Annotated in this window: 9 protein-coding genes and 1 pseudogene; 8 read left to right on the forward strand and 2 right to left on the reverse strand. The window is 65.2% G+C overall.

Annotated elements, in window-relative coordinates; all coding sequences use genetic code 11:
* Positions 1–125 precede the first annotated feature (125 nt).
* From leuC to AC3FLX_RS11500, 4 genes are all read left to right on the forward strand, one after another.
* Positions 126–1541 carry a 3-isopropylmalate dehydratase large subunit gene (gene leuC, locus AC3FLX_RS11485; protein ID WP_488696577.1) on the forward strand — a complete coding sequence of 472 codons (1416 nt, stop codon included), beginning with the start codon at positions 126–128 and terminating at the stop codon, positions 1539–1541.
* Positions 1542–1554: 13 nt separating this feature from the next.
* The gene (gene leuD, locus AC3FLX_RS11490) at positions 1555–2211 is read left to right on the forward strand and encodes a 3-isopropylmalate dehydratase small subunit (RefSeq protein ID WP_488696579.1); all 657 of its coding nucleotides are present in this window, start codon (positions 1555–1557) and stop codon (positions 2209–2211) included.
* A complete protein-coding gene (locus tag AC3FLX_RS11495; RefSeq protein WP_488696581.1) occupies positions 2211–3089 on the forward strand; it encodes an alpha/beta fold hydrolase in 879 nt (292 codons plus the stop codon). The genes leuD and AC3FLX_RS11495 overlap by 1 nt, the downstream gene beginning before the upstream one ends.
* A 561-nt stretch (positions 3090–3650) precedes the next feature.
* A complete protein-coding gene (locus AC3FLX_RS11500) occupies positions 3651–4238 on the forward strand; it encodes an acyloxyacyl hydrolase (RefSeq protein WP_488696582.1) in 588 nt (195 codons plus the stop codon).
* A gap of 15 nt (positions 4239–4253) precedes the next feature.
* Here AC3FLX_RS11500 and AC3FLX_RS11505 read toward each other — a convergent pair whose 3' ends face one another.
* The gene (locus AC3FLX_RS11505; RefSeq protein ID WP_488696584.1) at positions 4254–5702 is read right to left on the reverse strand and encodes an aminotransferase-like domain-containing protein; all 1449 of its coding nucleotides are present in this window, start codon (positions 5700–5702) and stop codon (positions 4254–4256) included.
* Positions 5703–6017: 315 nt separating this feature from the next.
* On the opposite strand from AC3FLX_RS11505, the gene aptA reads away from it, so the two are divergent.
* The 3 genes and pseudogenes from aptA (at position 6018) to AC3FLX_RS11520 (ending at position 10386) form a co-directional block, all read left to right on the forward strand.
* Complete coding sequence (gene aptA, locus AC3FLX_RS11510; RefSeq protein ID WP_488696586.1) at positions 6018–7349, forward strand: omega-aminotransferase AptA; 1332 nt, start codon at positions 6018–6020, stop codon at positions 7347–7349.
* A 30-nt stretch (positions 7350–7379) separates the two neighbouring features.
* Entirely contained in the window at positions 7380–8897 is a 1518-nt protein-coding gene (locus AC3FLX_RS11515) for a CoA-acylating methylmalonate-semialdehyde dehydrogenase (protein ID WP_488696588.1), read from the forward strand.
* 263 nt (positions 8898–9160) lie between these two features.
* A pseudogene (locus tag AC3FLX_RS11520) lies at positions 9161–10386 on the forward strand (amino acid permease).
* Between the two features lie 12 nt (positions 10387–10398).
* On the opposite strand, the gene AC3FLX_RS11525 reads toward AC3FLX_RS11520, so the two are convergent.
* On the reverse strand, positions 10399–11799 hold the full coding sequence (locus tag AC3FLX_RS11525; RefSeq protein WP_488696590.1) for an aminotransferase-like domain-containing protein: 1401 nt from the start codon (positions 11797–11799) through the stop codon (positions 10399–10401).
* 180 nt (positions 11800–11979) lie between these two features.
* On the opposite strand from AC3FLX_RS11525, the gene AC3FLX_RS11530 reads away from it, so the two are divergent.
* Positions 11980–12318 carry a DUF2917 domain-containing protein gene (locus tag AC3FLX_RS11530; protein WP_488696772.1) on the forward strand — a complete coding sequence of 113 codons (339 nt, stop codon included), beginning with the start codon at positions 11980–11982 and terminating at the stop codon, positions 12316–12318.
* Positions 12319–12441: the final 123 nt, after the last annotated feature.

The raw sequence follows: 12441 nt of genomic DNA on the forward strand, positions 1-12441 counted from the left end.
GTCCGTATCCGGGGATACGACTCCTGAATCCAGCGCACGAATGAAGTGCAATCCGCGAAATTATAGCGATGGATTCCGCGATTAGACTGCCGTCAGACCGATTCACCACCCCACAGGCAGGCAACATGGCCGGACGAACGCTGTATCGCAAGCTCGTGGAGTCGCACACAGTCGTCACGCTCGACGCGGACAACGTGCTCCTCTACGCGGATCTGCACATCATGAACGAGTACACCAGCCCGCAGGCATTCGCCGGTCTGGCGGAGCACGGCCGCAAGGTGCCCACGCCGGGGCAGCAGTTGGCGGTGGTGGACCACATCATTCCCACGCACGCCGAATCGCCGCGCGTGATCCAGGACCCCGCATCGGCGCTGCAGGCGCGCAACCTGAAGCGCAACTGCGATATCCACGGCATTCCCCTGTTCGATACCAATGACCCGCTGCAGGGCATCGAGCACGTGATCACCCCGGAGCACGGCATGATCCGCCCCGGCATGGTCGTGCTGTGCGGCGACAGCCATACCACCACGTACGGAGCATTCGGCGCGCTCGGGTTTGGCATCGGAACGTCCGAGGTCGAGCACGTGCTGGCGACGCAGACGCTGGTCTACCGGCTGGCGCGCGACATGCGCATCCGCGTGGATGGCCTGCTGCCGGCGGGCACCACGTCGAAGGACCTGATTCTCCACATCATTTCGCGCATCAGCGCGCAGGGTGCGCGGGGCTATGTGGTCGAGTTCACGGGGAGCGCCATCCGTGCCCTGTCGATGGAGGCGCGCATGACCCTGTGCAACATGACGGTCGAAGCCGGCGCGCGTGGCGCGTTGATCGCGCCCGATGCCACGTCGATCGGGTACGTACTCGCGCGCGCCAACGACATCGACACCGAAATGGCGCAGCGCGCGCGGGCAGCCTGGGCGGAGCTGGTATCCGATGCCGACGCGGCCTTCGATACCGAACTGGCTTTCGATGCCTCGGTCGTCGAACCGTATGTGACATGGGGCACCAGCCCCGACCAGGCGATTCCGGTCAGTGCCGCGATACCGCAGCCGGCCGATGCGGCCGACGCCATCGCGCGCGCATCGGCCGAGCGGGCGCTCGACTATATCGGGCTGACGCCGGGCAGCCATTTGCAGGGCCTGCCGGTGCAGCGGGTGTTTATTGGCTCGTGCACCAACGGCCGCATCGAAGACCTGCGCGCCGTGGCGGATGTGGTGCGCGGCCACAAGGTGGCGGCCGGCGTGCGGGCGATGGTGGTGCCGGGTTCCGGTGCCGTGCGCGAACAGGCCGAAGCCGAGGGCATTGCCGCGCTGCTGCGCGAAGCGGGCTTCGAATGGCGCAAGCCGGGTTGTTCCATGTGTCTGGCGATGAACGATGACGTGCTGGCGCCGGGCGAGCGCTGCGCGTCGACGACCAACCGCAATTTCGAAGGCCGCCAGGGGCGTGCCGGGCGCACGCACCTGATGAGTCCGGCGATGGCCGCCGCCGCCGCCATCACCGGCTGCATTACCGACGTGCGCCAGCTTGGCCAATCCCGCTGATCCGGAGACCGATATGTCCGAATTCACGCTGATCGAAGGCACCGGCGCGCCGCTGCCGCTGCCCAACCTCGATACCGACCAGATCATGCCGAAGCAGTTCCTGCGGGGCATCGACAAGGCCGGGCTGGACCGTGGCCTGCTCTACGACATGCGCTTTGACGAACAAGGCACGCCGCGCGCGGACTTCGTGCTGAACCAGCCCGCCTGGCGCGACACCCGCGTGCTGGTGGCCGGCCCGAACTTCGGCTGCGGCTCCAGCCGGGAGCATGCGGTGTGGGGCCTGCAGCAATACGGCATCCGGGCCGTCATCGCGCCGAGCTTCGGCGAGATCTTCTATTCGAACGCGATGAACAACCGCCTGCTGCTGGTGATGCTGCCGCAGGCGGACGTCGACTTCCTGACGCAGGCGGTGAGCAATCCCGTGGCGCCGGCCTCGATCCGCATCGATCTCGATACGATGACCGTGCGCACGGCGGACTTTTCAGCGCGGTTATCGATGTCGGACCGTCACCTCGACATGTTCCGGCGCGGCCTGGACATCATCGGCATGTCATTGACCCATGCCGATGCCATCGCCGACTTCGCCAGCCGTCATCATGCAGCCAGCCCCTGGCTGCGCGACGTGGCCGCAACTACCATGACACGGCTGGCAACACAGGGAGACAACTGATGTTCGAAGGTTTCGAGACGCATCGCATCGTCCACGACGAGGTGCCGATCCATGCCGTGGTGGGCGGGAACGGCCCGCCGCTGTTGCTGCTGCACGGTCATCCGCAGACGCACGTGATCTGGCACAAGGTGGCGGGCGAACTGGCGCGCCACTTCACCGTGGTGGCAACCGACCTCCGCGGCTATGGCGACAGCGGCAAGCCGGCCGGTCTGCCCGACCACAGCAACTACAGCAAGCGGGCGATGGCGGCGGATCAACTGGCGGTGATGCGCCAGCTTGGCTTCGAGCGGTTTCGCGTGCTGGCGCACGACCGGGGCGCGCGCGTGGCGCACCGGCTCGCGGTCGATCATCCGCAGGCCGTGGAAAAGCTGGTCACGCTCGACATCGCCCCCACGCTGGCCATGTACGCGCAGACCAATGAAGCGTTCGCGCGCGCCTACTACCACTGGTTCTTCCTGATTCGTCCGGCGCCGTTCCCGGAGACGCTGATCGAAGCCGACCCGGCGTTGTACCTGCGCCAGACGATGGGCAGCCGCAGCGCCGGCCTGACGCCGTTCACCGAGGCGGCGCTGTCCGAATACCTGCGCTGCCTGCGGTTGCCGGGCGCGGCGCATGGCTTGTGCGAAGACTATCGCGCCAGCGCGGGCATCGATCTGGAGCACGATCGCGCCGATATCGAGGCCGGCCGGATGGTCGAGTGCGAGATGCTGGCGTTGTGGGGCGCCAACGGTGCGGTTGGAAATTGTTTCCAGCCGCTCGACGAGTGGCGCAAGGTTGCGCGTCGCGTTCAAGGCCATGCACTGCCGTGTGGCCACTACATCGCCGAGGAAATTCCGGAGCAACTACTGGCCGAAGTCCTGCCGTTCCTGCGCGGCTGACCGCTGGCAAGTCCCTGATATTGCAGATGTTTCCGCCGCAGCCGCCTTCGCGCGGCTGTGCGCCTCAGTCTCCTCCCGGCAAGCCCGCCCCGCGCGCGGCCGTGCAGTGGTCCGGACGCCGCGTGGCCTCCGATCACATATCGCACCGCAACGTCTTCAATTTCTTTGATCCGTCTGTTTAACGGTCCGTCTGCAGGGTTGCTCGCGTGCTGGCATCATCCAGAACTGGACGAATTCTGATGAATCTATTTGTGGCTTAAGCGGACAGCCACGGATGCTCGATACATGCATTCATGAATGTATGTATAATGCGTCGCAAAAATTCCATCAGAAACCGTCCTTTGCCGTTAATTCCCACAATGACGTACCGATTTATTGCAAGCTGCCTCGCTGTCTGGCTCGGGATCTGTGTTGCCGCGAGTTGGGTGGTGGAGCGGCTCTGGGCCTGACCCGTCCGGAGCGCCAAGGTGCTTCGGCGGGTTTGGCAGTCGATCCCGTCTAGTTGCCGAGCCACTCTCTTCGATGCCTTCTTTCATGAAGTCAGAACAACAAGAACGTCGCATGCACCTTGCCAAATCCCCCCGAACCCTGTTTGTCGTCCGTGCGCTGGCTGTCGGCGCGATGGTTGCTGGTGCCAGTTCGGCCGCCAGCGCCGAAGAGCTGGTCGGCTGGAGCCATCCGGCCGTCCACGTTGCCGTTGGCCGCGATACGAGCCATGACGTCAACAAGTACGAAGTCGGCCTGAACTTCAACACCCCGATCCAGTACGGTAATCCGCAGGGCTGGCTGTTCCGCCTGCAGGCGGAATTCAACGTGGCTGGATGGGACGCGCGTGGCGGCACCAACCAGCAGAATCTGTTCGAATTCGGCATCTCGCCGATCCTGCGCGTGGAAAAGCGCGGCAGCTACTTCGTGCCCTTTGCCGAGGCATCCGTCGGCGTGCGTGTGCTGACGCATACCGGTACGTCCGACCAGCACCGCATGGGCAGCGCCTTCCAGTTCTCGGACATGGTTGGCGTGGGTGTGGGCTTTGGCAAGAACGCCAACACCGAAGTGGGCTTCCGGTTCCAGCACATCTCCAATGCCGGTATCAAGGAACCGAACCCGGGCAGCAACTTCTACACCGGCTACGTCCGCTATCGCTTCTGAGCCAGCGCGCCAGCGCTAGGCGGCCCGGGCGCTTTTCGTCCGGCCGCCGCGCACGGCATCGAAGAACGCCCACAACTGGGGCGCGTCACCGGTGGCCACATTGAAGCGGATCCACGGCGAGTCCGTTTCATCGGGTTCGAAATACGATCCCGGCGCCAGCCAGATGCCGTGCTCCAGTGCCAGCGTTGCCAACTGGTTGCCGGACAGGCTGGCGCGATCGTCATCCTGCGCCAGCCGCGCCCAGGCAAACATCCCGCCATCGGGCCGCAGCATCATCTCCAGCCCGTGCGCTTCCATCTTTTCCGCCACGCGATCCTGTTGCGCGCGTAGCCGCTCGGCCAGCGCGGCAACGTGCCGGCCGTAGTGGCCGCTCGTCAGCACCGAGTACACGAGCCGCTCGGTAACTTCGGACGACGTCAGACCCACCGCCATCTTGGTGCGGGCAAACGCCTTGGCCAGGTCGGGGCTGGCCGCCAGGTAACCCACGCGCAGCGATGGCGTGATCGTCTTCGAGAATCCGTTCACATAGACCACCTGAGACAGACCATCCATTGCGGCCAGCATCGGTGAACCGGCCGGTGCCAGCTCGCGGTAGATATCGTCTTCCACCACCAGCAGCCGGTGCTGCTCGGCCAGTTGCAGCACGCGAAACGCGTTCATGCTGGTCAGGCTTGCCCCGGTGGGGTTCTGCAGCACCGTGTTGACGAACAGCGCGCGTGGCGTGTGCTGGCGAATGGCGTCCTCCAGCGCGTCGGTGTCCAGCCCGGCTTCCGTGCGCGGTACGCCGATGGCTCGCAGTCCTGCCAGGCGCAGGATCTGCAGCAGGTTGCAATAGCAGGGCGATTCCACCAGTACCGTGTCTCCCGGCCGGAGCAGGGTGCGGACGACCAGATCCAGCGCCTGCGTGGCGCCCTGGGTCAGTACCACCTGCTGCGATTGCACGGGGATGCCGTATTGGCTCAGATGCACGGCAATGTGCTCGCGCAGCGCGCCAAAGCCGAACGGGTGGCCATAGCCGGAAACCTGCGCGGCCGGTACACGTGCCGCGCTGCGCATGGCCTGGTGCAGACCTTCCTCGTTGAGCCAGTCGCCGGGCAGCCATCCCGCGCCGGCCTTGATTGGGACGGAATGGTCGGCGAACACATCGGAGAGCAGCCAGGCGGCATTGAGCACCGGGGCTTCCCAGTTCGACGATCGGGCATGACCGGCCGGCGCATGCCGGTGCGCCACGGTGTAGCCGGAACCGGGCCGCGCCGTGAGGTAGCCCAGCGCGGTCAGCCGTCCATACGCCTCCGCCACCGTGAACGTGCTGACGTTGTGCTGTTGCGCAAAGCGGCGCACCGACGGCAGCAGCACGCCCGCGCGCAAGGCACGCTGGTCCACCAGCGCGGCAATCGCAGCGACGATCTGCTCGGTGAGGGTCTCACCGCCACGGCGGCTGCGAACAAGGTTCAGGTTGAGCATCAGGCGTCTGCGGGACAGGAAACCTGTACAGTGTACTGGCAAGGACCGCCGGATGCCGTCATCGGTCCGAGATTGATGCGCCGCAACGAAAATCGGCTGTTTCACCGCTGTAACAGCGCACCACAGGGCCCCGAGTGTGCGGCATCGCACGATGCGAGCCTGTACGGTTGGCGATGACTAAACTGTACGGTAAGGCAGCGATCTCATGACCGTATATTCTTTACGCCAGACCCCGCCGGTAGAGTTGCCGGAAACCGATGCACGGCCGGGCACAGCCGCGCCACCCGCATATCGCACACCACGCCAGGAGAACGTATGGACGCCGCCAAGACCGTGATTCCCGATCTCGAAGCACTGTGGATGCCGTTCACTGCCAATCGCCAGTACAAGGCCGCTCCGCGCCTGCTGGCATCGGCCAGCGGCATGTACTACACGACCCACGATGGGCGGAAGATCCTCGACGGCTGCGCCGGTCTCTGGTGCGTGGCCGCGGGCCATTCGCGCAAGGAGATCGTCGAAGCGATCGCGCAGCAGGCGGCAACGCTGGACTATGCGCCGCCGTTCCAGATGGGTCACCCGCTGGAATTCGAAGCCGCCACCAAGGTGGCCGCGTTGATGCCCAAGGGGCTGGACCGCATCTTCTTCACGAACTCGGGTTCGGAATCGGTGGACACGGCGCTGAAGATCGCACTGGCGTACCACCGCGCGCGCGGCGAAGGCCAGCGCACGCGCATCATCGGCCGCGAGCGCGGCTACCACGGCGTGGGCTTTGGCGGCCTGGGCGTGGGCGGCATCGGACCGAACCGCAAGATGTGGTCGGCCAACGTGATGCCGGGCACCGACCACCTGCCGGCCACGCTGAACATCGCCGAGGCGGCTTTCTCGAAGGGCCAGCCGCAATGGGGCGCCCATCTGGCCGATGAGCTGGAACGCCTGATCGCGCTGCACGACGCCTCGAACATCGCCGCCGTGATCGTCGAGCCGATGGCCGGCTCCGCCGGCGTGCTGATTCCACCGGTCGGCTATCTGGAAAAGCTGCGAGAGATCACCAGCAAGCACGGCATCCTGCTGATCTTCGACGAAGTGATTACCGCGTTTGGCCGCCTGGGCGCCGCCACCGCTGCGGAACGGCTCAAGGTCACGCCGGACCTGATCACGATGGCCAAGGCCATCAACAATGCCGCCGTGCCGATGGGTGCCGTGGCAGTGCGCCGCGAGGTGCACGACGCCGTGATCAATGCCACGCCGCAGGGCGGCATCGAGCTGCCGCACGGCTACACGTACTCGGGCCATCCGCTGGCAATGGCGGCGTGTATCGCCACGCTGGATCTGTACAAGCGCGACAAGCTGTTCGAGCGCGCGGCGGAGCTGTCGCCGAAGTTCGAATCCGCCGTGCATGGCCTGCGTGGCGCGCCGTATGTGAAGGACATCCGCAACCTCGGCATGGTGGCTGGCGTGGAACTGGAATCGCGCCCCGGCGCGCCCGGCGCGCGCGCCTACGAGGCGTTCCTGAAATGCCTGGAGCTGGGTGTGCTGGTACGCTACACCGGCGATATCCTGGCGTTCTCGCCGCCGCTGATCATTTCAGAGGCCGAGATCGACCAGTTGTTCGATACCGTGAAGCAGGCCCTGCAGACCATCAAGTAAGACCTGCCAGAGACATAAAGGAAGACCGCAGTGAACATCGCAGAAAACCGGCAGATTGCCGAAATCCATCACTACATCGGCGGCACCATGCAGCGCGCGGGCACGGACCGCTTTGCCGATGTGTTCAACCCGGCCACGGGCGACGTTGCCGCCCGCGTGGCAATGGGTACCACCGATGACGTGGCCGCTGCCGTGGCTGCCGCCAAGGCAGCATGGCCGGCCTGGGCCGAGATGCCGCCGCTGCGCCGCGCGCGCATCCTGTTCAAGTTCAAGGAACTGCTGGACCGTCACCACGACGACCTGGCCGCGCTGATCACGCGCGAGCACGGCAAGGTGTTTTCCGATGCCAAGGGCGAAGTCACGCGCGGTATCGAAGTGGTGGAATTCGCCTGCGGTATTCCTAACCTGCTCAAGACCGACTTCACCGACAACATCGGCGGTGGCATCGACAACTGGAACCTGCGCCAGCCGCTGGGCGTGGTGGCCGGCATTACGCCGTTCAACTTCCCGGTGATGGTGCCGATGTGGATGTTCCCGGTGGCGCTGGCGTGCGGCAATACGTTCGTGCTCAAGCCGTCCGAGCGTGATCCGTCGCCGAGTCTGCTGATCGCCGATCTGCTCAAGCAGGCCGGCCTGCCCGATGGCGTGTTCAACGTGGTGCAGGGCGACAAGGTGGCCGTGGACGCGCTGCTGGCGCATCCCGACGTGCAGGCGCTGTCGTTCGTCGGTTCCACGCCGATCGCCGAGTACATCTACACGGAAGGCACCAGGCACGGCAAGCGCGTGCAGGCGCTGGGCGGCGCCAAGAACCATCTGGTGGTGATGCCCGATGCCGATCTCGATCAGGCCGTGGACGCGCTGGTGGGTGCGGCCTACGGCTCGGCCGGCGAGCGCTGCATGGCGATCTCGGTGGCGGTGGCGGTGGGCGACGTGGCGGACAAGCTCGTGCCCCGTCTGGCCGAGCGCGCCGCATCGCTGAAGATTCGCAATGGCATGGAAGGCGACGCCGAGATGGGCCCGCTGGTTACTGCCGCGCACAAGGCCAAGGTCGAGGGCTACATCGCCAAGGGCGTGGCCGAAGGCGCGCAACTGGTGACCGATGGCCGCGGCCACAAGGTGGACGGCCACGAGAACGGCTTCTTCGTCGGCGGTACGCTGTTCGACAACGTCAAGCCGGACATGACGATCTACAAGGAAGAGATCTTCGGCCCGGTGCTGTCGGTGGTGCGCGTGCACGACTTTGCCGAGGCAGTCGATCTGATCAACCGTCACGAGTTTGGCAACGGCGTGTCGTGCTACACCAGCGACGGCGGCATCGCCCGCGCGTTTGCGCGCCAGATCCAGGTGGGCATGGTCGGCATCAACGTGCCGATTCCGGTGCCGATGGCCTGGCATTCGTTCGGCGGCTGGAAGCGCTCGCTGTTTGGCGATCACCACGCCTACGGCGAGGAAGGCGTGCGCTTCTACACGCGCTACAAGAGCGTGATGCAACGCTGGCCAGACAGCATCGCCAAGGGCGCGGAGTTCACGATGCCGGTGGCGAAGTAAATCGCGTTTTGCTCTGATGCCTGATGGCATCGTCGTCTTGAAGGCGCTCCCGAGTGGAGCGCTTTTTTTTGCCGATGGCTTGTGGCAATTCGTTGCACACGTACGAGTTTGCGAGGTCGCGCGGCCATGACAAGCGCCGAGCCGGCGCGTATCATCGCGCCCTTCCGCCGGCACCCCTGTCGTTCAAAAGATGCGCAGCCCAGGTCGCCGGTGCGATTCGTACAACCTATAGTCAATGCACCGACTTTTGCCCGGAGCCGCCCATGAGTCTCTTCCGCACCAAGAACATCGAATCGATGCTCGATGTCAGCGAGCATGACGGATTGCGCAAGGTGCTGGGACCGGTGGATCTGGTGCTGATGGGCATCGGCGCCATCATCGGCACGGGCATCTTCGTGCTGACCGGCACGGGAGCGCTGACTGCTGGTCCCGCGTTGACTGTGTCGTTCATCATCGCCGCGATGGCCTGCGGCTTTGCGGCCCTGTGCTATGCGGAGTTTGCCTCCGCCATCCCTGTTTCCGGATCGATCTACACGTACAGCTATGCCACGCTTGGCGAGATCATCGCGTGGATGATCGGCTGGGATCTGCTGCTCGAATATGGCCTGGCCACGTCGGCGGTATCGGTGGGCTGGTCGGGTTACTTCCAGTCGTTGCTGGCCGGCTTCGGCCTGCATCTTCCCGCCGCGATCACGGCCGCTCCCGGTTCGGTGCCCGGCGTGGAAACGTTCGTGAACGTCCCGGCCATCCTGATCATGCTGGCGATCACGTGGGTGGTGTCCTACGGCGTGCGCGAATCGGCGCGGCTCAACAACGTCATGGTCGCCATCAAGATCAGCGTGGTAGTGCTGTTCATCGTGGTGGGCGTGTGGCATGTCCAGCCGGCCAACTGGCAGCCGTTTGCGCCCTTCGGCTTTTCGGGCATTTTCAATGCGGCCGCGCTGGTGTTTTTCGCGTTCATCGGCTTCGATGCCGTGACTTCCGCCGCGGAAGAAGTTCGCAATCCGGGCCGCGACCTGCCAATCGGTATCATCGGTTCGCTGGCGGTCTGCACCATCCTGTACGTGGCCGTGGCGGCCATCATGACCTGCTGCCCGAGGCGCTGTCCAGCGTGCATCCGGTGCACGCCACGCCATTCACCGCCACATGGACGGTCGGCATCATCTTCGCGGCCATCGCCGGCTTTGTGCCGCTGAACGTGCTGGCCGAGCTGATCAATATCGGCACGCTGTCGGCGTTCACGCTGATCTCGGTCGCAACGCTGGTACTGCGCCGCACGCATCCGCATTTGCACCGTACGTTCCGTTGCCCCGGCGTGCCGTTCGTGCCGCTGCTCTCGGTCGCGTTCTGCGTGTTTCTGATGGCGCATCTGCAGATGCTGACCTGGGTCGCCTTCCTGTGCTGGCTGGCGCTGGGGCTGGTGATCTACTTCGCGTACTCGCGCCGTAACGCCGTGCTGCACAACCACGGCGGCCAGGCCGAGGGATAGGACGCAGATGGCTCAGCGCGCGCCTGCTTCCTCGAAGAATGCGCGCGAGCGCGCTTCTCCCGCGTAGGCGGAGTTGATCCGCACCCAGGCCGAGGTCTCCCCGCCGGGGCGAAAGAAATGTCCCGGCGCCAGCGAAATCCCCTGGGTCTCCGCCATCGTGACGAGTTCGCGGGAGTCTTCGATGCCGGGCGCACGCGCCCACAGGAAGTTGCCGCCGGCCGGTTCGCAAAAGACTTCCCAGCCATACTGACCGAGAATTTTCACCGCATCGGCCGTCACTTCGCGCGTGCGGACGCGCAACCTTTCCACATACTTGCGATACGCGCCGCGTTCGAGCATCGTCGCGGTCACCGCTTCCGCAAAGTGCGACCCGGCCACGCTGGTCAGCACCTTCACATCGATCAAGTCCTTGATCAGCGTCTTGTCGGCGACGATGTAGCCCACACGCAGCGCCGCCGATACCGTCTTCGAGAATCCACCGATATAGATCACGTGCTCGAGTTGGTCCAGCGTGGCCAGCCGGTCGGTGAAGTTGAGCTGGAAGTCCGAGAAGATGTCGTCTTCGACAAAGCGGAAATTGTGGCGGCGCGCCAGTTCGAGCAGGCGGAAGGCGACCGGCGGCGCCAGCGTCGAACCGGTCGGGTTCTGCAGCACACTGTTGGTGAAGAACAGCTTCGGCTTGTGATCGCGCAGCAGGCGCTCGCAGGCTTCCGGATCGGGGCCGTTCGGCGTGTGCGGCACGCCAACCAGCTGCACGCCGTGCATGCGTAGCAGACCAAACAGGTTGTAGTAGCCGGGGTCTTCAACGAATACCGTATCGCCGGGCTTGAGCAGGTGGCGCACCACCAGGTCCAGCGCCTGGCTGGCGCCCGAGGTGATCAGCACCTGGGACAGCTCGGCCTCGATGCCAACCTGCCGCACGCGCGTCAGCACGTGCTTGCGCAGTGCCGGATGGCCGAGCGGCGTGGCGTAGTGAATCACGCTGTCGATGTCATGCCGCGTGATATGGCGGATGGCCTGCGTCAGTCCTTCCACGTCGCGCCATTCCTCTGGCACGAAGCCGCCCGCCAGCTTCAGCGTGCCGCTCGGATGGTGGAACTGGTCGATGATGTGCAGCGACAGGTCTTCGGCCAGGCTCGGATCGGACCATCCGCGCCCCCTGCGTCCCGTCAGCGCGCTTTCCGCCACGTAGAACCCGGACCCCTGGCGCGAGTCGATCAAGCCCTGCGATACCAGCCGGTCGTACGCCTCGATCACGGGAAAGCGGCTGATCCGGTGCTCGGCGGCCAGCGCGCGAATCGAAGGCAGGCGCGCGCCAGGCGTAGCTTCACGGGAGCTGATCCACGTTTTCACGCCCAGCACGATCTGTTCGGTCAGCGGGACGCCGGTGGATGGGTCGAGTATGAGTTTCATGAGTGACGGGGGCGGCAACTGTCAGTCAAAACTACTGAACAGTTCAACGAAAACTGTTCGGAACTGTGCATGGGATTGTAGCGCTCGCCATGAATAATTGGAGGCATGGCGCAGCGCCCCCTCAATCCGCCCGATCCATTGATCCAGAGCGGCTGCGCCGGGCAAGACATGGAGACACCGATGCGTGAACTCAGGACATTCGAACTCGACGAACCAGGCCGGCCAGTGAGCTGGCGCGCGCGCCACGGCCAGACCGTGACGGCGCTGGAAGGCCGGCTCTGGCTGACCGTGGAAGGCCACCACCGCGATATCTGGCTGCGCCCCGGCGACACATACGCGCTGGCCGAAGGCGAGCGCGTATGGCTGTCCGGCGACGCGCCGGAGGCCCGCTTTCTGCTGACCGAAACGCCGGCGCTGTGGACGCTGCGCAGGGGCCTGTTCATCGCCCGCCAACTGGCGCGCCGCTGGGGCGAACGCAAGACCGACGCCTTTGGCGACTGCCCGCAGATCCACGCCTGAACCTCTTCTCCTGGGACCCAGGGGCCGCCACCAGCCTGCGCCGACCTCCCGCGGCGCAGGGCGGCCTCCGGGCCCTTCTTCATCTCTCCGCGCTGTGAGACGATGCCGTCAGAGACGATCGGT

It is taken from the genome of Cupriavidus sp. 291-E7 (genome assembly GCF_057798835.1).